Genomic DNA, 23,031 nt, shown 5'->3' on the forward strand with positions numbered 1-23,031 from the left:
ATAGCCCATCGTCATCGGCTTGTCTCAACCTGGCGGCTTCCGGCGGCTTAGGGGTGGTGAGCGGACGTAGCCCTCTCCCCTTCAGGGGAGAGGGTTGGGAGAGGGGGCGGAAGCAGCTCAAGCCCCTCTCAACTGCGGCTAGCCGGTAAAACCGGCAAGCCTTCTTATCTCTCCCCTGAAGGGGAGAGAGCAAATCCTTCAACGGCAACTATCGGTCGATACCGGACACCGCCCTACTTCACCGCCTTGTCGCTAACCGCCTTGATCACCAGCGCCTTGTCGTCGACCAGATAGCGCTTCGCGAGCGCCTGCAACTCGGCCGGCGTCGCCGCCTCGACCTCGCCGATCCCCTTGCGGCTACGGTCGAGGCGATCGGGGTGGCTCGCGGCTTCGGCGACATAGTTCAGCCAATAGCTGTTCTCGCGCCGTGACTTCACCATCGCCTCGAGCAGCGGTTTGCGCGCGCGGTCGAGCAAATCGGGATCGACGGGCTTATCGCGCAATTCCTTGGCGATCGCGAAGATCGCGGCGCGCGTCGTCGCGAGATCCTTGTAATCGACATTGCTCGCGGCGAAGAGGTGGCCATAGCCGGGGAACTCGTCGGACAGGCTGGCCGCGGCGCTGGGGCTGTAGCTTTCGCCGAGCTTCTCGCGCAGCTCCTCGGTCAGCATCAACTGCATCGCGCGCGAGAGCAGTTGCAGCCGCAGCGCTTCGCCCAGGTCGCTGTCGTCGCGCGCCGGCCAATAGACACGCAGCTCTGCCTGTTCGGCGGGCCCCTTGTGGATCAGAGTGCGTTCGCTGCGGTCGGTCGCATATTGGCGGACGCGCGCATCGGTGCGCGGGTCGAAGGCGGCGCGGCGTTCGGGCAAGGCACCGAAGGTCGCCGCGATCGCGTCGATCGCCGCCTGTTCGTCGATGTCGCCGACGACGCCGATCTCGATCGCGCCATGCGCAAAGCTGTCGGCGACGACGGGCTTTAGCTGCGCCCAGTCGAGCGTCATCAGCTTGTCGAGCGGTGGGGTCTGCGAGCGCGGGTCGTTGTTGGCGAGGATGCCGCCGACGTCACGGCCGAGCACCGCCGCGGGGGTCGCGTCGTTCGCGGCATATTGCTGCGGCAGCACGCGGCGGATAAGCGCGAGCCCGTCGGGGCGGTAGCCGGGGTGCGTGAGATATGCCGCCATCAGCTTGGCCTGCAACGCAAAATCCTCCGGCGAGGTCAGCGCGCTGCCGCCGAACGCGTCGGTGGAATTGCCAAAGACGGGGCTGATCGTCTTGCCGGCAAGGATCGAGCGCAGGTCGTCGAGGCTGTGTGCTTCGAGCCCGCCAAGCATCAGTGAACCGGCGAGCGCCACCTTGGTCGGATCATCACGCGTCGCCAGCAAGGTACCGCCATCGACGCGGAGCGACATCAGCACCTTGTCCTTCTGAAAATCGGTCTTTTTGATGTTGAGCATGACATTATTGGCGAAGCGAATGCGGCGGATGCCGAGATCCTCGACGCGTTCGTCGCTGACGATTTTGCCCGGCGTACCGAAGTTGTCGTAGGCAAAAGCTGCGTTCGCCTCGGCGGCCGGCGCGGCGACCGCCACTTTTGTCGAGGCCTGCAAATCGGCAAGGATTGCGGCCGTGCCGCCCTCGATCGGCTGTTTTGCGGTAACGCGAACCAGCGGCTGGCTCAGCCCCTCCATATGCTTGCGGAACGCGGCGGTGACTGCGGCGGCGGTCAGCGACGGCGCGGTCGCCTCGAACAGCGCCTGCGAGGTTTCGGGCCGGACAAGGACGAAATCGCCTTCGGCTGCCGAAACCAGGGCATCGGCGAGCGCGTTGCTGCGCCGCGTCGTCACCCCGGCGACCGCATTTTTGAGCGCGGTGCGTCGGTTCGCCAGCTGCTCGTCGACCTCAGCCTGCGTGAAACCATGCTGGAGAGCGCGGCGCTGTTCCTGTTCGACGAGCGCAAGCGCCTCTTTCCACGCACCCTCCTTCGCCACCGCGCCGACCGTGAACTGGTCGAAGGTCTTCCAGCCCGTCGCGTCGCTGAAATAGCCGGTCAGGATCGGCGAATTTTCGCGCAGCGCGATCTTGGCGAGCCGGCGGCTGACGATCGCTTCGCCGACATCCTCGGTAAGCTTGCGCGCGCGTTTCGCCTTGGTATCGGGTTCGTCGACCCAGGGCTTGAACGCGGAGATCGTCACCGAATCCTGGATCGCGGGATCGACGAAATCGTCGGCGGCCGCGGCGCGCTTGTAATCGACGTTGCCGATATCGGGATCGGCGCCCGCCGGCCCGCGGCCCTTCCAGTCGGCAAAGCGCGCCTTGATCTTCGCCTCGACCGCCGCGGGGTCGAAATCGCCGACCATCACCAGCGTTGCGCGCTCGGGCCGATAATAACGGTCGTAGAGATCGCGGAGGCGCGACGCGGGCGCGGTCTTGATCACCTCTTCGGTGCCGACCGGGATGCGGCTTGCAACCTTCATGCCCTTCATCTGGAAGTCGAGCTGGTCGATGAGGCTGCGCAATTGATAAGTGTCGCGCGCGCGGCGTTCGGACAGGATGATGCCGCGCTCGCGGTCGACCGCGGCGGGATCGATCGTCAGCTCTCCGCCGGTTTCGCGCATCAGCATCAGCCCGGTATCGATCAGATCATCCGAGGCGTTGGGCAAGTCGAGCTTGTAGATCGTCTCGTCGAAGCCAGTCGAGGCGTTGGTATCGGCGCCGAACGCCAGCCCCTTGCGTTCGAGCAGCTTGATCATTTCGCCTTCGGGCACGTTGGTCGATCCGTTGAACGCCATATGTTCGAGGAAGTGCGCGAGACCGCGCTGGTCGTCGGCCTCGGCAAAGCTGCCGACCGCGAAGCGCATGCGCAGCACGACGCTGTCCTTGGGCGTGCTGTTTTTCAGCAGAGCATATTTCATCCCGTTGGGGAGCACGCCAAAGACGATGTTCGGATCGACCGGCACGTCGCTCGCCGCGAAATTCCACGCCTTGGCCGCCTCGCTCTGCGGATTGACCGCCACGGCGGGCGCCGCCGTCGTGGCAGGCGTTTCCCTCGCGTAGGCCGGGGCGGTGCTGGCAATGAGGAAAACGAGGGGTGACAGCGCAGTCGAAGCACGCCGGACAATGGATTTGGTCATACGCCAGATGTGGCCACCGCCCTTCGGGCGGTCAAGCGCGTGTTACGCGACCCGGTCGATGCTTTCGACAGACGACGTCTTCTCGCGATCGGCGGCTTTCGCTGCATAAAGCGCGCGGTCGGCTACTTCGAGCAACTTGCGTGCGCTGTCGCCATGTTCGGGCCAGCGGGCCGTGCCGATGCCCGCGCCGACGCCGATCGCCCGCCCGCCGATGCGATAGGGTGCGGCGAGCGCGGCGAGGACATGGTCGGCGAGCGCGGTTTTGAGCAGGGTCGACCCGGCGGGTACAAGGATCGCGAACTCGTCGCCGCCCTGCCGCGCGACGACTGCATGATCGCCGCAGGCGCGGCGCAGGCGCTCAGCGAGCTCGCACAAGACGCCGTCGCCTATCGCGTGGCCGTGCTGGTCGTTGATCGGTTTGAAGCCGTTGAGATCGAGCAGCGCGATCGCGAACGGGTTGGCCGCGTCGCCTTTCGCAATTTCTTCGTCGAGCCGCATGTCGAACTCGCGGCGATTGGCAAGGCCTGTCAGCGGGTCGGTGTGCGCAAGGTCGCGCATCTGGTGCTGGAGCTGGAGCAGATCGATCAGCTGGTCGTGCTGCTGAAGGATCATGCGCAGGAGGAAGATCGTTGCGACGACCAGACTGGTCCCTGCGGCGATTTCGGGCGGATTGCCCGACGTCAGCATCAGGACCGAAATCGGCACCAGCCCGATGAGCAGGTTGATGAAGGTCGCGAGGCGGATCGACGACAGGCAATAAGCAGTGGCCAGCGAACCCATCGCCATGATCATTGCATAATAGCTGTGCGTCGAGGACGGCGCAGCGAGCCAGTTGATCACCGTCCAGCTGCTGCACATCGCGCCCATCGTTCCCGACAGCCAAATCGATTCCTTGATCACCCGCCGCGCGCGGCGAAGGCTCATCCGTCGGCCGCGATTGTGGATCAGGAAGACGAAACCGAGCAGGCCGACGATCGCGAGTGTCACCGGGAAGCCGATACGGACGATCGGATGCACCGTGTCGACACCGGCATAGATGGCGGTCGGCGTCGTCGCCGCGAGCATCAGGAACAGCATCGGGGTCAGCGTTTCGACGCGATACGCGCGCAGCAGGGCGATATCGTCCCGAATCGCGTCCGGAATCGGCGGAAAGAAGCGCAGGCGCAGCCAGTGATAGACCCCCGTCATAGATGAGGGATAGCAATGTCAAGTAAAGCGGAAGTTAAGGAACGAAAGCTTGTGTTATCACGGACGTAAGCGCTCCAAGCGGGCAGAGGGCTTGTGAAATATTAACCATGCTCAGGGAAAAGCGCGGCCGAAATTCTCGTGCCCGACAGGAGCAACGCCATGTCCTACCCGATGTCGCCGCTAGATCTTGGCGAGCATCAATATATGATAGAAGCCGTCGCCCCCGCGAAGGCGGGGGCAGCGGGCAAGGTAGCGCAACACTGATAGCGGCCCCGCCTTCGCGGGGGGCGACGGCTTTATCAGCTGCCCTTTTTCTTCCGGTGGCTCTCCAGGTCGAGCACGGCGTTGTCGCCGCCCTCGGGCAGCAGGCCGAGCCGGCGCGCGACCTCCTGATAGGCTTCGACTTCGCCGCCGAGGTCGCGGCGGAAGCGGTCCTTGTCGAGCTTTTCGTTCGTCGTCATATCCCACAGACGGCAGCCGTCGGGGCTGATTTCGTCGGCGAGGATGATGCGGCTGAAGTCGCCTTCATAAAGCCGCCCAAATTCGAGCTTGAAGTCGACGAGGCGGATGCCGACCGCGGCGAACATGCCCGACATGAAGTCGTTGATGCGGATCGCCATGTCCTGAATGTCGTGGAGCTCGTCCTGGCTGCACCAATTGAAGCAGGCGATATGCTCCTCGGCGACGAGCGGATCGCCCAGCGCGTCGTCCTTGTAGCAATATTCGATCAGGGTGCGCGGAAGCTGCGTCCCCTCCTCGATGCCGAGCCGCTTCGACAGCGTGCCCGCGGCGACGTTGCGCACGATCACTTCGATCGGCACGATCTCGACCTGACGGATCAGCTGCTCGCGCATGTTGAGGCGGCGGATGAAATGGTGCGGAACGCCGATATTGCCAAGCAGCGTAAAGACATGCTCCGAAATCCGGTTGTTCAGCACGCCCTTGCCGCTGATCGTGCCCTTTTTCTGCGCGTTGAACGCGGTCGCATCATCCTTGAAATATTGGATCAGCGTGCCCGGTTCGGGGCCCTCGTACAGGATCTTCGCTTTGCCTTCGTAAATCTGGCGGCGACGGGACATGGGCGCAAACTTTCTGTCGGAACCAAATGAATGGCCCCGGCAAAGCGACTCAGCTGGAGGCGCGCCGCCGGGGCGATGGGGCGCCTATAGCGGCAAAGGTCGGGCGCGTCATCCCCGGCATCGCACCGCGCCCCTTTCGTTATTCCCGCGAACGCGGGAACCCAGTGGCGACGGCAGAACTGGGTTCCCGCTTTCGCGGGAATGACGAACTTTTGCGTAGCGACTGCTCTATGCGTCGCACCGTCTTTACGTTTACGTAAAGTGCTTGCACTCCCCGGCCTCGCTTGCAACGATGCGCGTAACCAAAGGAGAGAGATGGATGAGCTTCGACCAGATTCGCCTCGACAAGCATGAGGGCATCGCGCTGCTGACGCTCCACCGGCCCGACCGGATGAACGCCTTTACCACCGAGATGATGCTGGAGATCGTCGCCGCGCTCGACGAGTGCGACGCCGACGATGGCGTGCGCGCGGTGATCTTTACTGGGTCGGGCGACCGCGCCTATTGCGCCGGCGCCGACCTCGGTCAGGGCGCCGCGACCTTCGACTATGACAAGCGCACCGACAAGGCCGCGTTGTTACCCGACGGCATGGCGGCGAGCCCCGTCGCGGCGGACGGCACGATCGACTGGTCGCACCCGCTGATCCGCGATTCGGGCGGGCGTGTGTCGATGCGCATCTTCGACTGCAAGAAGCCGGTCCTGGGGGCGATCAACGGCGCCGCGGTCGGCATCGGCGCGACGATGACGCTGTCGATGGACGCCCGGCTCGCGAGCGAGACGGTGCGCTACGGTTTCGTCTTCGCGCGGCGCGGCATCGTGCCCGAAGCCGCGTCGAGCTGGTTCCTGCCGCGCCTCGTCGGCATCCAGAACGCCGTCGACTGGTGCTATTCGGGGCGGCTGATCGACGCCGCCGAAGCGCATGAAAAGGGCCTCGTCCAATCGGTCCACACGCCCGGCGAGCTGGTCGACGCCGCGATCGCCAAGGCGCGCGAGCTCACCGATCACAGCGCGCCGGTGTCGGTCGCGCTCACCCGGCATATGCTGTGGCGCATGCTCGGCGCGCCGCATCCGATGAGCGCGCACCGCTGGGACAGCCGCGCGATCTTTGCACGCGGGCGCAGCGCCGACGCCGCCGAGGGCGTGTCGAGCTTCCTCGAAAAGCGCCCCGCGAACTTCACCGTCAGCGTCGCGGACGATTATCCGTGGTTCGCCGAGTTCGAGGATACCCCGCCCTATAGCTGAGATCGCCCCGACGATCAGGCGGCGTCATAGACGCGCCGCCCGCGCGTCGCGGTCATGCTGTGCGTATCCTTCAGCGCGAGCGAGCGTGCGCGGATCGTTTCGACGCTGTGCCAGTTTGCGGTCAGCCGGTCTGGGGTGAATTGCACGGTCACATAGCCGCGATCTGCGGTATTCGCCCATTTGAGCTGCGGCGACGAACGGCGAAGCGCCGCGACGCGCGCTTCGTCGGTCACGCCCTTGATGTAGCTTTCATAGCCCGGCGAGGTGACGCTCTGTCCGGCGATCTCGATTCCCGCGGGCCGACCATCCTCGGCGAGGTCAAACGCCCAGGCGTTGTGCGTGTCGCCGGTCAGCGTGACAAGGTCGGCGTCGGCGCGCTGCGCCGCGGCGAGCAGGCGGCTGCGCGCGGCGGGATAACCGTCCCACGCGTCGAGGTTGAGCGGCAGGCCGGCCTTCGCCGCGAGCTGGCCCGCATCGACCCGGCGGCGAACATAATCGGGCTGTTCGCCCGCGAACCAGTCGCGCGTCTCGGGCGGCGTGAAGAGCGTGCCCATCACGACCTGCTGCGCGCAGACCTGCCAGCGTGTTCCCGCCTTGGTCGACGCGGCGAGTCCGTCGAACAGCCATGTCTCCTGCTGTGCGCCGAGCATCTGGCGCGCCGGGTCGCGATAGCTGGTTTCGGCGAACGTCTTGAGCTTTGCCGCGGCATCGCCGCCCCCTGCAATGATCTCGTCGATTTCGAACTGCCGGTCGCGCGCGGTCACGCGCGTTTCGGGGAGGAAGATCGTCGCAAGGTCGCCGACCTGATATTGGCGCCAGCGCGTATCGGCGACGGGCATCCATTCGCGATAGGCGCGTTCGGCCGCCGCCATGCGCGCCGCCCATTCGCCTTCGCCCTCATTATGATTTTCGGCGCCGCCCTTCCACGCATCGTTGGTGAATTCATGATCGTCCCACTGGGCGATCATTGGGAACATCTGATGCAGCTTCTGCAGGTCGGGATCGGCGCGATAGGCCGCGTAGCGAAGGCGATAGTCGGCCAGCGCGACGATCTCGTGCGCCGGCTGGATCTCGCGGTCCGGCAGCGCATCCTTGGCCGAGGGATAATCGCCGGCCTTATATTCGTAGAGATAGTCGCCGACATGCGCGACAAGGTCGATGTCGCCGCGCGCGGCGGCATGGCCATAAGCGGTGAACCAGCCGAACGGCATGTTCGAGCAAGAAAAGAGCGCGAGATTGAACGCCTTGGTCGACCCTTGCGGCAAGGTGCGCGTTCGGCCGGTCACCGATTTGGTGCCGTCGGGGGCGATGAAGCGATAATGATACCAGCGGCCGGGCTTCAGACCCTCGACGACCAGCTTTGCGGTATGATCGCGCTCGCCCGCCGCCACGACGCTGCCGCCGGCAACGACCTTGGAAAAATCCTCGCTTTCCGACAGCTCGGCGGTCAGCGTCGCGTCGTTCGCCGCGGCGTAACGCGTCCACAGCAGCACCGAATGCGGCCCCGGCTCACCGCTCGCGACACCATGGGTGAATCCCTGCGCCATCATTGCGCGCGCCGCGCCCGGCAGCGACAGTGCCGCGAGCCCGACAGTGCCCAGCTTGATCAGATGGCGCCGGTCGATCTCGCCCCAATGATGATGCATCGCGAATCTCCTCCTCTTTGGGGGGTCTTTGCCCCGCCTTTGTGACGATTCGGGTGCTATCCCATCACCCCGAGCGCGAGCAGCAGCAGCATGAACATGATGACCGCATACAGGCTGAAGAACAGCAGCAGGGTCGCGCGAATGAGCGCGCCGAACCGCGACGAACGATAGGCGCCCCGCAGCTGGCGGTACATGTGGAAGGGCACATAAAGCATCGCGAACGCCGTCGCGACATCGCCGAATATCGTCAGGTTGAGCAGCCGCACCACGACGAACAAAAGCAGCATGAAGCTGATCGAATAAGTGACGAAGACGAAATGGTCATAGGTGTGAAAGCGGCGGCTGAACGGAAACAGCAGCCACATGAAGGGCAGCGACAACGGGATGAGCGCCCATGCGAATTTATAGGCGTTCGCCTGTAATTTATAGAGAACCAGCGCCGGGTTCGCGATCGCCTTTTCCAGCCCATGGTCGATGAAGGGGACGCCGGTGTTGACCTTGGTGCGCGAGAGGAACTCGACGCTGGTCATCATCTGCTGGGCGGGATCGTCGACTACGGCAGGGCCCTTGTTGACTTCTTCCTTGCTGAGACTGCGCGAGACGCCGAGATAATCGGCGCTTTTCTGGAGCGTTTCGCGTTCTTCGACGAGCAGCTTCCGCTCGGTCGGCTTCAGATCCCTGGCCGCGAGGCTGGTGTCGACGCGCTTGACCTCCTCCTCGAAACTTTCCTTGAGCGCGTTCGTGCGCGTCTGCTCGGCGGCCGCCTTGGCGATCCCTTCGCCCACCCCGCCGCCGCTGCCGACGATCGCGAGCACCGCATAGGTCAGGAAAACCGCGAACAGGAACAGCGCGAGCGGCGAGATGAAGCGCGCGCGCTCGCCATGGATATACCGCCGCGTCAGGTCGCCCGGCCGCCATGACAGCAGCGGTAGCGTGTTCCAGATCTTGCCTTCGAAATGGAAGATCGCGTGGACCAGATCATGCCCGATCGCACCAAAACTGCGGTGAATATCGGCGCGCTGGCCGCAATGGTGGCAATGCGACCCCGCCAGGCTGGTGCCGCAATTCAGGCAGCGCGCGTCGGCGTGCGCCGCGCCCGTGCCCCCATGCCGCGGCTCGACCGCATGCCCTGCCAATCCGGCGGTGACCGCCGCCCCGATGCCTTCGATGTCCCCGCTCATGGCGCCCTGCCTAAAGGGGCACGGGATGCGACGCAACGGGACTTTCGGCGGTCACGCAAAACGTGATAGTGGCAGCGGCATGAACGCCGAAGCTCTGTCCGCCCCGCCGATGCCCGGCGATGCCGCCGCCCTGATCGCCGACATGGGCGCGCGCGCGCGCGCCGCTTCGAAGACGCTCGCGCTGGCGCCGACGGCGGACAAGGTGGCCGGGCTGGTTGCTGCGGCGGCGCAAATCCGCGCGCGGGCGGCCGACATTCTCGCCGCCAATGCCGAGGATATGGCGGCGGGACAGAAGAACGGCCTGTCGGGCGCGATGCTCGACCGGTTGCAGCTCGACGACGGACGGCTTGCCGCTATCGCCGACGCGATCGACGATGTCGCGGCGCTGCCCGATCCGTCAGGCGCCGAAATCGACCGGGTGACGCGGCCCAACGGGCTGGTGCTGAGCCGCGTGCGCGTGCCGCTCGGCGTCGTCGGCATCATCTATGAAAGCCGCCCCAATGTGACCGCCGACGCCGCGGCGCTCGGGTTGATGTCGGGCAATGCGGTAATCCTGCGCGGCGGCAGCGAGGCGGTGCATTCGAACCGCGCGCTTCATGCCGCATTCGCAGCAGGGCTGGTCGAAGCGGGCCTGCCCGCCGATGCAGTCCAGCTCGTGCCGACGCAGGACCGCGCCGCGGTCGGCGCGATGCTGCGTGCGCAGGGGCTGATCGACATCATCATCCCGCGCGGCGGCAAAGGCCTCGTCGCGCGCGTGCAGGATGAGGCGCGCGTGCCCGTGCTCGCGCATCTCGACGGCATCAACCATCTCTATATCGACGGCACCGCCGATCCGGCGAAGGCCGTGGAGCTCGCGATCAACGCCAAGATGCGCCGCACCGGCGTCTGCGGCGCGACCGAGACGATCCTGATCGACCGCGCCTATCCCGCGCCGCTCGCGATCGTCGACGCGCTGGTAAAGGCGGGCTGCGAAGTGCGCGGTGACAAGGCCATCTTGGCGCTGAGCCCGCATGTCGATGCGGCATCGGCCGGCGACTGGGACACCGAATATCTCGACGCGATCGTCTCGATCGCGATGGTCGACGGCCTCGCTGGCGCGCTCGCGCATATCGACGCGCATTCGAGCCGCCACACCGACGCGATCGTCACCGAAGATGCCGCGGCCGCCGAACGCTTCCTGACCGGCGTCGACAGCGCGATCGTGATGCACAACGCTTCGACGCAATTCGCCGACGGCGGCGAATTCGGCCTCGGCGCCGAAATCGGCATCGCGACAGGGCGCCTACACGCGCGCGGCCCGGTCGCGCTCGAAGGACTGACCACCTATAAATGGCTGGTGCGCGGCACGGGACAGGTCAGGCCTTGACCCAGAACATCCGCTTGTGGCGCCCCGTCGGCCCCGAAGAACTGACTCTTATCGCTGATAGTAAGATGCGTGAGTTTCCGCCACGTTTACCGGAGCAGCCGATCTTCTATCCCGTGACGAGCTATGACTACGCGGCAAAAATCGCACGCGACTGGAATGTTCCCGCGTCGGGCTCGGGCTTCGTGACCGAGTTTGATGTGAGCGCCGAATATCTGTCGAATTATAAGGTGGAGCAGGCGGGCGGGCGTGAGCACGAGGAATATTGGATTCCGGCCGACGATCTGCCTAATTTCAACCAAGCGATAGTCGGTCATATCCGGGTGGTGAAATCATTCCCCGAGTGATCCCCACCGGCCTTCTCGGCGGCAGCTTCAATCCCGCGCATGGCGGGCATCGCGCGATCAGTTTGAACGCGATCGACGCGCTCGGGCTCGACGAGCTGTGGTGGCTGGTGTCGCCGGGCAATCCGCTCAAGCCGAAGGCGGGCATGGCTTCGCTTGCTGCGCGGCTCGGCTCGGCGCAGCGGATGGCGCGGCGGTCGCCGATTCGCGCGACGGCTATCGAGGCCGAGTTCGGCACGCGCTACACGCTCGATACGCTTAAAAAACTCGTCCGCCGCTACCCCAACCGGCAGTTCATCTGGATCATGGGTGCCGATAATCTGGTCCAATTGCCCCAATGGCGCGACTGGCGGGGGATCGCCCGACTCATGCCGATTGCGGTTATCGCGCGTCCGGGCTATAATGACCGCGCCCACGCAAGACGTGCGATGGGTTGGCTTCGGCGCTTCGTCCGGCCCGTGGACCAGAAATTGCATTGGACGGACTGGAGACCGCCCGCCCTCGTGTTCCTGCGATTTTCGCCCGATGTGCGATCCGCAACTGCGATACGGCAGGCCAACCCCCGCTGGTTCGAACGCTATGAAGGCCGCGCAATGCGCGACCCGCTGACGCGTTCGCGGCTTGTGGACACGAACAGGAAAGGACGCATTTGATCTCCGCAACCCAGGATGCCGCCGCAGGCGCCGCATCCGCAAATGACAGCGTGGAATCGCTCCACGCTCTGATCCTCCACCAGCTGGACGAGGACCAGGCCCAGGAAACCATTTCCATCCCGCTTGCCGGCAAAAGCAGCATCGCCGATCATATGGTGATCGCGAGCGGCCGGTCGACGCGCCATGTCTCGGCCATTGCCGAGAAACTGGCCCAGCGGATCAAGCAGGAAGCGGGCCGCCAGGTTCGCGTCGAAGGGCTGCCCAACGCCGATTGGGTGCTGCTCGATGCGGGCGACGTCATCGTCCATCTGTTCCGCCCCGAGGTGCGCAGCTTCTACAACCTCGAGCGCATGTGGTCGTTCGGCGACGCGCCGCCGGTGATGGCTGCAAATTAATGGCTCACGCCCGCTGATCCTGTAAGAGGGCGGGCATGTTGCTGCACATCATCGCGCGCGGGCGCATCGGGCGCGGGCCCGAGGCCGAGCTGGTCGAGCGCTATATGAAGCGTGTGACCTGGGCGCAGAAGATTTCGGAGCTTCCGGATACGGGTGGCCGTTTGCCCGTTGCGGCAGAGAATAGCCGCACCATCCTGCTCGACGAGGGCGGCGACCAGATGTCGTCGCTCGAATTTGCCAAATTGCTCGAAAAATGGCGCGATAACGGGGTGCGCGAGGCGCGCTTCTGCCTCGGCGCCGCCGACGGCTTCACGCCCGAGGAGCGCGAGGGCGCCGACAAGGTCATCGCGTTCGGCCGCGCGACCTGGCCGCATTTGATGGCGCGCGCGATGCTCGCCGAGCAATTGTGGCGCGCCACCAGCATCGTGGCGAACCACCCCTATCATCGCGAGGGCCGCCAGTGAGGCGCGCACTTACCGCTCTGGCAATCACCGCCGTTTTCGGCGGTGGCGCACTTGCGCTAGCACAAAGCGACATCTTCGATCCGCGGGCGATCGCAGCGCGCGAGCGCAGACAGTTGATCGAAGCCAAGCAGCAGTCGGCAGCGGCGATGGCGCGCAGCACCTTGCTCGAAAAGCAGGCGCTCGCCGCGAGCAGCGAGGCCGACCGGCTGCAGAAGCGCAGCGCGGCGCTCGCGGCGCGCATCCAGTCGGCCGAGGCCGATATCAGCGCCGGCGAAGCCCGCGTCGCACTTGTTAGCCGCCGCCTGTCGACGCAGCGTGCGCGGCTGGCACACCAGCAGCAGCCCTTGCTCGAACTCGCCGCCTCGCTCCAGCAATTGAGCCGCCAGCCGCCGGTCAGCGTGCTCGCGCAGCCGGGATCGCTGACCGACATGGTGCATGCGCGCGCGGTGATCGACGCCGCGATGCCGGTGATCGAACGTCGCACCGCCGGGGCGCGGCACGAACTCGCGACGCTGCAAACAATACGCCGGCAGCAGGCGGCCGCGCTGAAGGCGCTGTCGTCCAGCAAGGCGCAGCTCGCGCACCGCCGCGACGCGCTGACGCGGCTCGAAAATGAAGGGCGGCTGCGCTCACGCGAGCTGATGAGCAGCGCCCAGCTCGAAGCCGACCGCGCGCTCGGGCTCGGCGAAAAAGCGCGCGATATCGTCGACCTGATGGACGCGCTCGAAGCCGATGGCGCGGTGCGCGCCGAACTCGCACAGCTCGCCGGTCCGCTGCCGCGCCCACGCGACCCCGCGGGTAGCGTAGCCAGTGCTATGCCGCCCGCCACGGCGGAAGCCGAATTGGCAGAGGGGGCCTATCGCCTGCCCGTGGTCGGGCGCATCGTCGCGGGTCTGGGCGAAGTCAACGAAAGCGGCGTCCGGTCGCGCGGCGTGACGATCGCGGCGCGCCCCGGCGGTCAGGTCGTCGCCCCCGCCCCCGGCCGCGTCGGCTTTGCCGGCGACTATCGCGGCTATGGCAAGATCGTCATCATCGACCATGGCGGCGGCTGGGTTTCGCTGCTCACGGGCATGATCGCGCTGTCGGTCGGCGTGGGCGACGAGCTCGATTCCGGGGCGCCGGTCGGCCGCGCCGGATCGGACGATAGCCGCATCACGGTCGAGCTTCGCCGCGGCGGTCGCCCGGTCGACGTCGTCGCGATGATCGGCTGATCGTCCTCGGTTAATCGCCCGTTAGACCGGGGTGCCGCATGAAGATGCGCCGCTTGACGCCCGCACAAATGCGTAGGAGGATGGCGCGCCGGGGATTATAAGGCGGGATTGCTCTCGCGTGACTGAAAGACGCCCATGACCGAATCGACCAAGACTGCCGCATCCCCGAAGCGCCGTTTCGCCTTGTGGCAGGGCGCCGCCGCGCTTTCGACGCTGGCGCTTGTTCCGCTCGCGACCGGCGCGATGGCGACGGTCGATTCGAAGACGCAGGAAGAAATTTCGCGCTTCATGGACGTCTATCTCGAGGTCAAATCCAACTATGTCGAACCGGTCGATGATTCGAAACTGATCGAGGGCGCGATCAACGGCATGCTCGCCAGCCTCGACCCCCATTCGGGCTATCTCGACGCGCGCGGCTTTTCGAACCTGCGCACCCAGACCGACGGCGAATATGGCGGGCTCGGCCTGTCGGTGACGATGGAAGACGGCGTCGTGAAAGTGATCGCGCCGACCGCCGACACCCCGGCCGCCAAGGCGGGGATCAAGGCGGGCGATTATATCACCCACATCAACAAGGAACTGATCTTCGGCCTGACGCTCGACGAGGCGGTCGAACAGATGCGCGGCAAGCCCGGCACCGCGATCGACATTACCGTCGTTCGCGAAGGCCAGGACAAGCCGATCGAGATGACGCTGACGCGCGAGATCATCGACCTGAAACCCGTGAAGTGGGAAGTCAGCGGCGATGTTGGCGTGCTCACCGTGTCGAGCTTCTCGGCCGACGCGACCACTGACCTCCGCGCCGCGATGATGGCGGTCGAAAAGTCGCTGGGCAAGAAGCCGCGCGGCTGGATCCTCGACCTCCGCTCGAACCCCGGCGGGCTGCTCGACGAAGCCGTCGGGATCAGCGACCTGTTCCTCGAACGCGGCGAGATTGTTTCGCAACGCGGCCGTAAAAAGGGCGATATCGAACGCTATTTCGCCGAACCCGGCGATGTTGCCGGCGGGGCCCCGGTCGTTGTTCTGATCGACTCGGGATCGGCCTCGGCCTCCGAAATCGTCGCGGGCGCCTTGCAGGACCAGCATCGTGCGGTCGTGATGGGCGAACGAAGCTTCGGCAAGGGATCGGTGCAGACCGTCCTGCCGCTGAGCGATACCACCGCGCTGCGCCTGACCACCGCGCGTTATTACACGCCGTCGGGCCGCAGCGTGCAGGAAGGCGGGATCGAGCCCGATATCCGCGTTCCGCAGATTTCCGACCCCGACTATGCCTCGCGGCCGAAATTCCGCGAAAGCGACCTGCGCCGCCACCTGATCAACGAAAAGAAGGTCGACGACGGGCTGCTCGAAAAGGACGAAAAGGCCGATCCGCGTTTCACCGCGACCGCCGCCGACCTGAAAGCCAAGGGCATCGAGGATTTCCAGCTCCACTATGCGTTGCAGACGATCGGCCGCATCGGTCCGGCCGTGCCGCGCATGGCGCAGAGCGGCAAGCCGCCGGTCAAGCCCGCCAAGCCGACCGCGCGCAACTAAGGGGCGCGGGACATGCTGAACTCGCGGCTTTCCGCGCCCGTCGTCGCGTTTCTCGCGCCGCTGCTGCTCTATGGCGGCGCGCTCGTGTCGCAATATGGCTTTGGCCTGCACCCGTGCGAAATGTGTTACTGGCAGCGCTGGCCGCATCAGGCGGCGATCATATTGGCGTTGCTCGCGCTGCTGCTTCGCCGCAATGACAAGGCGATGCGCGCGCTCACCCTGCTCGCGGCCGTCGCGATTGCCGTCAGCGGCGCGATCGGCATTTTCCACGCGGGGGTCGAATATGGCTTTTGGGAAGGCATCACCACCTGTGCCACCGGCAGCGCCGGCCCTGTATCGCTCGATTCGATCATGAACGCGCCGCTGATCCGCTGCGACACCGCGCAATGGACGTTGCTGGGCATCTCGCTCGCGGGCTTCAACGCGATCTTCTCGCTCGGTGCGGCGGCGTTCGTCTTGACCTTGTTGCGCCGGAAGACCACACCGGCGCCATGACCGACAAACGCACCGCATCGATGATCCGCGTCGACCAGGCGGGCGAATATGGTGCGACGCGCATCTATGCCGGCCAGCTCGCGGTGATGGGCGACCGCCACCCGATGGCGCGCGAGATCGCGCATATGGCCGAGCAGGAAGAACGCCACCGCAAATTCTTTGACGATATGGTCGCCAAGCGCGGGGTGCGGCCGACCGCGCTCCAGCCCTTCTGGAACGTCGCGGGCTTTGCGTTGGGCGCCGTCACCGCCGCGATGGGGCCGCGCGCCGCAATGGCGTGCACCGCCGCGGTCGAGACCGAGATCGACCGGCATTATAGCGACCAGCTGGATGAACTCGGTGACAGCGACCCCGAACTCAGCGCCGCGGTCGCCGACTTCCGCGCCGAAGAGCTGGAGCATAAGGAAGCCGCGATGAAAGCCGGCGCCGAAAGCGCCCCCGGCTATCCCGTCCTCAGCCTCGCGATCCGCGCGGGTTGCCGTGCAGCCATCGCGCTGTCGAAACGTATCTGATAGAGTAATCCTCTCTGCTCCGTTCGTGTCGAGCGAAGTCGAGAAACCGTGAAGGCAGGCGCTACCGATGGGAATCTGGACTTCGCTCGATGCGAACGGCAGGGATTGTTCATTGCTCGTGCAGCGAGTGCGTGCCATCTGGACCGCATGACAAAGGAAATGACGATGACCCGCCTCCCCCTGTTCGCGCTGATCCTTGCCGGTAGCGCCGTCGCTTTGCCCGCCGCTGCGCAACAGCAAACGGTCGATGCCGAAAAGATCAATCAGGTCATCGTCTATGGCAATGACCAATGCGAACAGTCGAGCCCCGACGAGATCGTCGTCTGTAATCGCCTGCCCGAAACCGAACGCTATCGCGTGCCCGAGATGCTGCGCGGCAATCCGCTCGACGTGCGCAACGAAGCCTGGGCGAACAAGGTCGTCGCGGTCGAACGCGTCGGCCGCTTTGGCACCGACAGCTGCTCGCCGACCGGCCTCGGCGGTTTCACCGGCTGTACGCAGGCGCTGGTCGCGGGCGCGAAGGCCGAACGCCAGGCCGCGAACAAGACCGACTGGCAGGCGATGATCGCCGACGAACGCGCCAAGCGCATCGCCGGGATCGACGCCGCATCGGACGAAGTCGAAGCCGCAGTGGTCGCCGAGGAACGCGCACTCGCCGAGCGGCAGAAGGCGGCCGAGGAACTCGAGCGTCAGGCGAACGGCCAGGCCCCCGCGCAGACGGCCCCCGACGAAGCCGACGCAGCCCCTCTTCCGACCCCGCCGCAGCCCTAAGGCTGGACGGGCGCTGGGCGCTCCGAGTTGCCGTAACCCGCCCCCCGGTCGGCACCCCAAATATCCGAAAAGCTGCCAGATTTGCACCGAATTGACGGTCTGGCCCGTTTGCGTTGCGAATCCGCGCCGAATTGAGTGCAAAAATTAACGAATCGCTGGCAAGCTGTCTTGACTTGGGAATTTTTGGGGCAAATCGTGCGGTTCTGGGAATCGCCAGCCTAAGGGGGCTGTAACATGGCATCAGCATTTGGACCGCGCCTATGGGGGCGCACGGCAGTCAGCGTGCCACCGGCACGGAGTCTGGGTCGACGAATGACGTGGCACGCCGCCACCGCCCTTCTCGCTTTTGCCGCCTTGCAGATCTGGCTCGTCATGAGCGCGATGGCCGCTGGCGCCCCTTCGGGCTTCATCGTCGTTGCGCTGATCATGCTGCTGGCGCTCGCGCTGCCTGTGGCGCGCTCGACCGAACGCCATTGGTATCGCCTCAGCCGTCAGGCACTTGCCAGCTGGGGGCTCCACGCGCGCTTCCGCCGCGACGTCCGCCGCCTGTGGGTCGCGGCGCTGACGCTGCCCTTCTTGTGGATCAGCGGCGCGATGGCCGCCACCGACGCGATCGCCGCGATCATCAAGTAGCGCCACTTCCCGCTATTTTGTCATGCCGGACTTGATCCGGCATCCATTTCGGCGTCGAAATCATGGACCCCGGATCAAGTCCGGGGTGACGAACGAATGTTATTGCTCGTTGAACGCACCCAGCTTTGATTTTTTGCCCCGCGCCGTATAGGGCGCGGGCATGCTGACCGTTTCCGAAGCCCTCGATCGTGCGCAGATGCTGTGCGACGCCGCCGCAAAAGCCGGCGCCGACGCCGCCGACGCCCTCTATTATTGCAACGCCGCTACCTCGGTCTCGATGCGGCTCGGCGCGCTCGAAGATGTCGAGCGGTCCGAGGGGCAAGATATTTCGCTGCGCGTCTTCGTCGGCCAGCGCAGCGCCAGCGTGTCGACCGCCGACATGGACGCGGGCGAGCTGACCAAGCTGGTCGAACGCTGCGTCGCGATGGCGCGCGAGGCGCCCGAGGATCCCTATTCGGGCCTCGCGCCCGAAGAGCTGCTGTTCAAGGGCCCCGTTCCCGATTTCGACCTCGACGATGGCAGCGAAGCCGACCCTGCGGCGCTGCGCAGCGCTGCATTGGCGGTCGAGGAAGCCGCGCGCGCCGTCGCGGGCGTCACCAACAGCGAAGGCGGCAGCGCGAGCCACAGCCGCACGCGCTTCGCGCTTGCGACCAGCCACGGCTTTGCCGGCGGTTACGGGTCGAGCGGCCACAGCCTGTCGGCGAGCGTCATTGCGGGCGAAGGCGCGAGCATGCAGCGCGACTATGGCTGGCACAGCGCACACCATCTGACCGACCTCGAAAGCACCGCGGATATCGGCGCCCGCGCCGGGACCCGCGCCGTCGCGCGGCTGAACCCCGGCAAGGCGCCGAACGGCAAGCTGCCCGTGGTGCTCGACCCGCGCGTCAGCGGCGGCATCGTCGGCCATCTGCTCGGCGCGATCGCCGGCCCCGCCATCGCGCGCGGGACGAGCTTCCTGCTCGGCAAGGAAGACCAGATGCTGTTCGACAGCAGCATCGTAATCCGCGACGAGCCACATCGCCCGCGCGGGCTGCGCAGCCGGGCCTTCGACGGCGAGGGCCTGCCCACCGCGGCGCGAAATCTGGTCGAGGGCGGCAAGATCACCGGCTGGCTGCTCGACACCGCATCGGCGAAGCAACTCGGCCTCACCCCCACCGGCCATGCCAGCCGCGGCGGCGGCGCATCGGGGGTCGGTGCGAGCAACCTGCACCTTGCGGCGGGCAGCGTAACGCCCGAGGCGCTGATGAAGGACATCGTCGACGGCGTCTATATCACCGAGTTGATCGGCCACGGCGTCAACCCCGTCACCGGCGATTACAGCCGCGGCGCATCGGGTTTCCTGATCAAGGATGGCGCGCTTGCCGGGCCGATCGCCGAATTCACCATTGCGGGCAATCTGATCGACATGTTCGCGGCATTGATCCCCGCGAGCGACCTCGAGTTCCGTCACGGCACCAACGCGCCGACGCTGCGCATCGACGGCATGACCGTCGCCAGTAGCTGATGCCCGGCCGCAACCTCGAAGCCGCGATCGCCGCGACCCGCGAAGTCGGCGACATGGCGATGGCGCGCTGGCGCGGCGAGGGGCAAGCGGTCAACGTCTGGCACAAGTCGCACGACAATCCGGTCAGCGACGTCGACCTGGCGGTCGATGCCCGGCTGAAGGCCGTGCTCGGCGCGATGGTGCCCGAGGCGGGGTGGCTGTCCGAAGAGACCGCCGACAACGCCGATCGCCTCTCGTGCCGTGCGATGTGGTGCGTCGATCCGATCGACGGCACGCGCGACTTTATACGCGGCCGCCCTGGCTGGTGCGTGTCGGTCGCGCTGGTGATCGACGGCACCCCCGAATTCGGCATCCTCTATGCCCCCGCGCTCGACGAATTGTGGGTCGCGCAAAAGGGGCAAGGCGCGCTGCTCAACGGCGAGGCATTGCACGCCAGCGAGCGCGCGACCTTCGCCGGATCGCGCGTCCCCGCCGATGCGCTGCCGCGCGTCGACAGCGACCTTGTCATCGTCACCAAGCCGAACAGCATCGCGCTGCGCATGGCGCTCGTGGCCGACGACCGCGCCGACCTGGTCGCCACTTTGCGCTGGGGTTTCGAATGGGACGTCGCGGCGGCGGCGCTGATCGCGAGCGAGGCCGGCGCCACCGTGACCGACGCGTTCGGCGCGCCCTTGCGCTTCAATACTCCGCGCGCGCAGGCGTTCGGCGTTATCGCCTGCGCCCCCGGAATCCATGCGGCGGTCGTCGACCGATTGCATGATCGTGCGATCGCTCTTACATCCTCGTGACCGGCACGCGGAAAGGCCTTCAAACCACCGCACTTCACTTGACAATCGGCCCGACTCACCTTAGTTGCGCGTCCATTCCGACAGCCTGACCGGACGGCGAAGCGCTATCATGCGCATCGTGGTCCGTTTTTTGCGTTGGAAAATCAGACGCTTTGAGATGGGGCCGATTGCCAACGGCCCTGTGGAGCAGGAGAAAGTTACCAATGGCACGTATTGCGGGCGTCAATCTGCCCACCAACAAGCGCGTTATCATCGCGCTCACCTATATCCACGGCATCGGTCGCAAGACCGCCGTCGACATCGCCACCAAGCTCGGCATCGACCAGTCGCGCCGCGTTCAGGACCTGTCCGACGCCGAAGTGCTGCAGATCCGTGAAACGATCGACGCCGACCTGACGGTCGAAGGTGATCTTCGCCGCAACACGGCGATGAACATCAAGCGCCTGATGGACCTCGCCTGCTACCGCGGGCTGCGTCATCGCAAGGGCCTTCCGGTCCGCGGCCAGCGTACGCACACCAATGCGCGCACCCGCAAGGGCAAGGCCAAGGCGATCGCCGGTAAGAAGAAATAAGATCTGAAATTCGTCCGGGGGACGAATTTCCTTATTTCTCCGCCGGAGGCAGCTCTCGAAACAGCGCCCCGGTCGTTCAGGATTTCAGGATTTAGGATAGCAACATGGCTCGTGAACCGCAGCGCCTTCGTCGGCGCGAACGCAAAAACATCTCGTCGGGCGTCGCCCACGTCAACGCGACCTTCAACAACACGATGATCACCATCACCGACGCACAGGGCAATGCGATTGCCTGGTCGAGCGCCGGCATGATGGGCTTCAAGGGAAGCCGCAAGTCGACCCCCTATGCGGCGCAGGTTTGCGCCGAAGACGCCGGCAAGAAGGCCGCCGAACATGGCGTCCGCACGCTGGAAGTCGAAGTCAAGGGCCCGGGTGCGGGTCGTGAATCGGCTCTCCGCGCGCTGCAGGCTGTCGGGTTTCACATCACGTCGATCCGCGACGTGACGCCGATCCCGCACAATGGCGTCCGCCCGGCCAAGCGCCGCCGCGTCTGACGTCTTTCGGGCACGCTCCGCCGGAGCGCCGCCCGTATAAAAATCCTCGCTGGACAGGTGGTCGACCCCCACCCGTCCCGCTCAAAGCAAAGGGAAATCCATGACTGTCAATATCCGGAACTGGCAGGAATTGAAGAAGCCCAGCAACCTGGAAATCAAGGCTGGCAGCGACGGCAAGCGCAAGGCGACCTTCGTCGCCGAACCGCTCGAGCGCGGCTTCGGCCTGACGCTCGGCAACGCGCTGCGCCGCGTGTTGCTCTCGTCGCTCCAGGGTGCGGCTATCACGTCGATCAAGATCGAGAATGTTCTCCACGAATTCTCGAGCCTGGCCGGCGTGCGCGAAGATGTCACCGACATCGTCCTCAACGTGAAGCAGATCGCGCTCAAAATGGAAGGCGAAGGCCCGAAGCGGCTCCAGCTTTCGGCGACCGGTCCCGCGACCGTCAAGGCCGGCGACATCATGGTGTCGGGCGACATCAAGGTGATGAACCCGAACCATGTCATCTGTCACCTGGATGACGGTGCGACGCTGAACATGGAACTTGTTGCCGACACCGGCAAGGGTTATGTCCCCGCGACCGCCAACCGTCCGATCGACGCGCCGATCGGCCTGATCCCGGTCGACTCGCTCTACTCGCCCGTGCGCCAGGTCGCTTACAAGGTCGACAATGCCCGCATCGGTCAGGAACTGGACTATGACAAGCTGAACCTGACCGTCGAAACCGACGGCACGATCACCCCGGAAGACGCCGTCGCTTACGCCGCGCGCATCCTCCAGGATCAGCTCCAGGTCTTCGTCCACTTCGAAGAAGCGATGAACGACAGCGGCATGATCGGCATGGCGGCTTCGCCGACCACCGCCGACGAAAGCGACGTCAACCAGCTCAACCGCTTCCTTCTCAAGAAGGTCGACGAGCTCGAATTGTCGGTCCGCTCGGCGAACTGCCTCAAGAACGACAATATCATCTATATCGGTGATCTCGTTCAGAAGACCGAAGCCGAAATGCTCCGCACCCCGAACTTCGGCCGCAAATCCTTGAACGAAATCAAGGAAGTGCTGTCGTCGATGGGCCTGCGCCTCGGCATGGACATCCCCGGCTGGCCGCCGGAGAATATCGAAGAAATGGCCAAGAAGCTCGAACAAGAGCTGCTGGGTTAATCGAGATAGCGCCCCGGTTCGCCGGGGCGCATTCAACGGGAATGGGTCGGCCCGCAATCGACCTGGCTTGGGGTACCTCACACGGCCCCTCTGACAAACGAAGGAAAGAATTATGCGTCATAAATCGGGTGGCCGGAAGCTGCAGCGCACGAGCGCGCATCGCACGGCCCTGTTCCGCAACATGTCGGCGTCGCTCATCAAGCATGAGCAGATCACGACGACCGTCGCCAAGGCGAAGGAACTGCGTCCCTATATCGAAAAGCTGGTCACGCTGGCCAAGCGCGGTGGCCTTGCCAACCGCCGCCTCGCGAACAGCCGCCTGCTCGACGACACGCAACTCAAGAAGCTGTTCGACGTGCTGGCCGAGCGTTACAAGGACCGCAACGGCGGCTACACCCGCGTGATCAAGGCCGGCATCCGCGCCTCGGACGCGGCGCCGATGGCGATCATCGAATTCGTCGACCGCGACGTCGACGCCAAGGGCCAGGATTCGGGTCCGGTCGAACAATATGACGACGAGATGGCCGAAGCCTGAGCTTCGCCTCTTCGCACAAGATCAAGGGCGGCGTCCGAAAGGATAGCCGCCCTTTTCTTTGTCCCGTTGGGCCTAGAAGCCGCGTTTTGCTTCCGTTCGCCGCGGGGCGGGAAGCGACTATCTGCGTCAAATCGGGA

General features: G+C 65.4%; 23 protein-coding genes. 18 read left to right on the top strand and 5 right to left on the bottom strand.

From position 1 onward, the window contains the following. Positions 1–233: 233 nt before the first annotated feature. The 3 genes from SKP52_RS16815 to purC all read right to left on the bottom strand — a co-directional run bounded on the left by SKP52_RS16815 (position 234) and on the right by purC (position 5,398). Positions 234–3,131, bottom strand: a complete 2,898-nt coding sequence (locus SKP52_RS16815) for a M16 family metallopeptidase (RefSeq protein WP_039576628.1) — start codon at positions 3,129–3,131, stop codon at positions 234–236. A 42-nt stretch (positions 3,132–3,173) separates the two neighbouring features. Further along, on the bottom strand, positions 3,174–4,319 hold the full coding sequence (locus SKP52_RS16820) for a GGDEF domain-containing protein (RefSeq protein ID WP_228383681.1): 1,146 nt from the start codon (positions 4,317–4,319) through the stop codon (positions 3,174–3,176). A gap of 299 nt (positions 4,320–4,618) precedes the next feature. Next, positions 4,619–5,398 (bottom strand): phosphoribosylaminoimidazolesuccinocarboxamide synthase, encoded by a 780-nt coding sequence (gene purC / locus SKP52_RS16825; protein WP_039576629.1) that lies wholly within the window; start codon positions 5,396–5,398, stop codon positions 4,619–4,621. A gap of 319 nt (positions 5,399–5,717) precedes the next feature. Between purC and SKP52_RS16830 the strand changes: the two genes are divergently transcribed. Then, positions 5,718–6,641 (top strand): crotonase/enoyl-CoA hydratase family protein, encoded by a 924-nt coding sequence (locus SKP52_RS16830; RefSeq protein ID WP_039576630.1) that lies wholly within the window; start codon positions 5,718–5,720, stop codon positions 6,639–6,641. Positions 6,642–6,655: 14 nt separating this feature from the next. Here SKP52_RS16830 and SKP52_RS16835 read toward each other — a convergent pair whose 3' ends face one another. Together SKP52_RS16835 and SKP52_RS16840 are read right to left on the bottom strand one after the other, a co-directional pair. Continuing rightward, the gene (locus SKP52_RS16835) at positions 6,656–8,287 is read right to left on the bottom strand and encodes an alkaline phosphatase D family protein (RefSeq protein WP_039576631.1); all 1,632 of its coding nucleotides are present in this window, start codon (positions 8,285–8,287) and stop codon (positions 6,656–6,658) included. Positions 8,288–8,343: 56 nt separating this feature from the next. Beyond that, the gene (locus tag SKP52_RS16840) at positions 8,344–9,468 is read right to left on the bottom strand and encodes a DUF3667 domain-containing protein (RefSeq protein ID WP_039576632.1); all 1,125 of its coding nucleotides are present in this window, start codon (positions 9,466–9,468) and stop codon (positions 8,344–8,346) included. A 79-nt stretch (positions 9,469–9,547) separates the two neighbouring features. On the opposite strand from SKP52_RS16840, the gene SKP52_RS16845 reads away from it, so the two are divergent. From SKP52_RS16845 to rplQ, 17 genes are all read left to right on the top strand, one after another. Further along, on the top strand, positions 9,548–10,834 hold the full coding sequence (locus SKP52_RS16845) for a glutamate-5-semialdehyde dehydrogenase (RefSeq protein ID WP_081997420.1): 1,287 nt from the start codon (positions 9,548–9,550) through the stop codon (positions 10,832–10,834). Next, positions 10,831–11,178 carry a hypothetical protein gene (locus SKP52_RS16850; RefSeq protein WP_039576633.1) on the top strand — a complete coding sequence of 116 codons (348 nt, stop codon included), beginning with the start codon at positions 10,831–10,833 and terminating at the stop codon, positions 11,176–11,178. Before SKP52_RS16845 ends, SKP52_RS16850 begins: the two co-directional genes overlap by 4 nt. Then, complete coding sequence (locus SKP52_RS16855) at positions 11,175–11,828, top strand: nicotinate-nucleotide adenylyltransferase (protein WP_039576634.1); 654 nt, start codon at positions 11,175–11,177, stop codon at positions 11,826–11,828. The genes SKP52_RS16850 and SKP52_RS16855 overlap by 4 nt, the downstream gene beginning before the upstream one ends. After that, entirely contained in the window at positions 11,825–12,223 is a 399-nt protein-coding gene (gene rsfS, locus SKP52_RS16860; RefSeq protein ID WP_052208454.1) for a ribosome silencing factor, read from the top strand. The genes SKP52_RS16855 and rsfS overlap by 4 nt, the downstream gene beginning before the upstream one ends. Positions 12,224–12,258: 35 nt before the next feature. Then, positions 12,259–12,687 (top strand): 23S rRNA (pseudouridine(1915)-N(3))-methyltransferase RlmH, encoded by a 429-nt coding sequence (locus tag SKP52_RS16865; protein ID WP_039576635.1) that lies wholly within the window; start codon positions 12,259–12,261, stop codon positions 12,685–12,687. Next, positions 12,684–13,898: a murein hydrolase activator EnvC family protein gene (locus tag SKP52_RS16870; RefSeq protein WP_039576638.1), complete on the top strand. Its 1,215-nt coding sequence runs from the start codon at positions 12,684–12,686 to the stop codon at positions 13,896–13,898. The genes SKP52_RS16865 and SKP52_RS16870 overlap by 4 nt, the downstream gene beginning before the upstream one ends. Positions 13,899–14,033: 135 nt before the next feature. Continuing rightward, positions 14,034–15,431, top strand: coding sequence for a S41 family peptidase (locus tag SKP52_RS16875; RefSeq protein WP_052208455.1), 1,398 nt, complete (start codon positions 14,034–14,036; stop codon positions 15,429–15,431). 12 nt (positions 15,432–15,443) lie between these two features. Continuing rightward, a complete protein-coding gene (locus SKP52_RS16880) occupies positions 15,444–15,926 on the top strand; it encodes a disulfide bond formation protein B (RefSeq protein WP_039576640.1) in 483 nt (160 codons plus the stop codon). Further along, entirely contained in the window at positions 15,923–16,438 is a 516-nt protein-coding gene (locus SKP52_RS16885) for a demethoxyubiquinone hydroxylase family protein (RefSeq protein WP_039576642.1), read from the top strand. The genes SKP52_RS16880 and SKP52_RS16885 overlap by 4 nt, the downstream gene beginning before the upstream one ends. A 165-nt stretch (positions 16,439–16,603) precedes the next feature. Beyond that, a complete protein-coding gene (locus SKP52_RS16890; RefSeq protein ID WP_039581435.1) occupies positions 16,604–17,209 on the top strand; it encodes a hypothetical protein in 606 nt (201 codons plus the stop codon). 312 nt (positions 17,210–17,521) lie between these two features. Then, positions 17,522–17,842, top strand: a complete 321-nt coding sequence (locus SKP52_RS16895) for a hypothetical protein (RefSeq protein WP_228383683.1) — start codon at positions 17,522–17,524, stop codon at positions 17,840–17,842. 160 nt (positions 17,843–18,002) lie between these two features. Continuing rightward, complete coding sequence (locus SKP52_RS16900; protein ID WP_039576645.1) at positions 18,003–19,346, top strand: TldD/PmbA family protein; 1,344 nt, start codon at positions 18,003–18,005, stop codon at positions 19,344–19,346. Next, complete coding sequence (locus tag SKP52_RS16905) at positions 19,346–20,134, top strand: inositol monophosphatase family protein (RefSeq protein ID WP_039576647.1); 789 nt, start codon at positions 19,346–19,348, stop codon at positions 20,132–20,134. The genes SKP52_RS16900 and SKP52_RS16905 overlap by 1 nt, the downstream gene beginning before the upstream one ends. A gap of 203 nt (positions 20,135–20,337) precedes the next feature. Further along, the gene (gene rpsM, locus SKP52_RS16910) at positions 20,338–20,706 is read left to right on the top strand and encodes a 30S ribosomal protein S13 (protein WP_039576651.1); all 369 of its coding nucleotides are present in this window, start codon (positions 20,338–20,340) and stop codon (positions 20,704–20,706) included. A gap of 104 nt (positions 20,707–20,810) precedes the next feature. Further along, the gene (gene rpsK / locus SKP52_RS16915; protein WP_003040416.1) at positions 20,811–21,200 is read left to right on the top strand and encodes a 30S ribosomal protein S11; all 390 of its coding nucleotides are present in this window, start codon (positions 20,811–20,813) and stop codon (positions 21,198–21,200) included. A gap of 100 nt (positions 21,201–21,300) precedes the next feature. Further along, entirely contained in the window at positions 21,301–22,359 is a 1,059-nt protein-coding gene (locus SKP52_RS16920; RefSeq protein WP_039576660.1) for a DNA-directed RNA polymerase subunit alpha, read from the top strand. Between the two features lie 112 nt (positions 22,360–22,471). Beyond that, positions 22,472–22,894, top strand: a complete 423-nt coding sequence (gene rplQ, locus SKP52_RS16925) for a 50S ribosomal protein L17 (RefSeq protein ID WP_039576662.1) — start codon at positions 22,472–22,474, stop codon at positions 22,892–22,894. Positions 22,895–23,031: the final 137 nt, after the last annotated feature.

The sequence above is a fragment of the Sphingopyxis fribergensis genome (assembly GCF_000803645.1).
GTDB lineage: Bacteria > Pseudomonadota > Alphaproteobacteria > Sphingomonadales > Sphingomonadaceae > Sphingopyxis > Sphingopyxis fribergensis.

Coding starts and splice junctions, on each gene's coding strand:
- SKP52_RS16840 (WP_039576632.1), bottom strand. CDS start 9,468: ATGAGCGGGGACATCGAAGGCATCGGGGCGGCGGTCACCGCCGGATTG.
- SKP52_RS16880 (WP_039576640.1), top strand. CDS start 15,444: ATGCTGAACTCGCGGCTTTCCGCGCCCGTCGTCGCGTTTCTCGCGCCG.
- SKP52_RS16920 (WP_039576660.1), top strand. CDS start 21,301: ATGACTGTCAATATCCGGAACTGGCAGGAATTGAAGAAGCCCAGCAAC.
- rpsM (WP_039576651.1), top strand. CDS start 20,338: ATGGCACGTATTGCGGGCGTCAATCTGCCCACCAACAAGCGCGTTATC.
- SKP52_RS16905 (WP_039576647.1), top strand. CDS start 19,346: ATGCCCGGCCGCAACCTCGAAGCCGCGATCGCCGCGACCCGCGAAGTC.
- rplQ (WP_039576662.1), top strand. CDS start 22,472: ATGCGTCATAAATCGGGTGGCCGGAAGCTGCAGCGCACGAGCGCGCAT.
- purC (WP_039576629.1), bottom strand. CDS start 5,398: ATGTCCCGTCGCCGCCAGATTTACGAAGGCAAAGCGAAGATCCTGTAC.
- SKP52_RS16875 (WP_052208455.1), top strand. CDS start 14,034: ATGACCGAATCGACCAAGACTGCCGCATCCCCGAAGCGCCGTTTCGCC.
- SKP52_RS16830 (WP_039576630.1), top strand. CDS start 5,718: ATGAGCTTCGACCAGATTCGCCTCGACAAGCATGAGGGCATCGCGCTG.
- SKP52_RS16890 (WP_039581435.1), top strand. CDS start 16,604: ATGACCCGCCTCCCCCTGTTCGCGCTGATCCTTGCCGGTAGCGCCGTC.
- SKP52_RS16900 (WP_039576645.1), top strand. CDS start 18,003: ATGCTGACCGTTTCCGAAGCCCTCGATCGTGCGCAGATGCTGTGCGAC.
- SKP52_RS16815 (WP_039576628.1), bottom strand. CDS start 3,131: ATGACCAAATCCATTGTCCGGCGTGCTTCGACTGCGCTGTCACCCCTC.
- SKP52_RS16845 (WP_081997420.1), top strand. CDS start 9,548: ATGAACGCCGAAGCTCTGTCCGCCCCGCCGATGCCCGGCGATGCCGCC.
- SKP52_RS16895 (WP_228383683.1), top strand. CDS start 17,522: ATGACGTGGCACGCCGCCACCGCCCTTCTCGCTTTTGCCGCCTTGCAG.
- SKP52_RS16835 (WP_039576631.1), bottom strand. CDS start 8,287: ATGCATCATCATTGGGGCGAGATCGACCGGCGCCATCTGATCAAGCTG.
- rpsK (WP_003040416.1), top strand. CDS start 20,811: ATGGCTCGTGAACCGCAGCGCCTTCGTCGGCGCGAACGCAAAAACATC.
- SKP52_RS16885 (WP_039576642.1), top strand. CDS start 15,923: ATGACCGACAAACGCACCGCATCGATGATCCGCGTCGACCAGGCGGGC.
- SKP52_RS16820 (WP_228383681.1), bottom strand. CDS start 4,319: ATGACGGGGGTCTATCACTGGCTGCGCCTGCGCTTCTTTCCGCCGATT.
- SKP52_RS16865 (WP_039576635.1), top strand. CDS start 12,259: ATGTTGCTGCACATCATCGCGCGCGGGCGCATCGGGCGCGGGCCCGAG.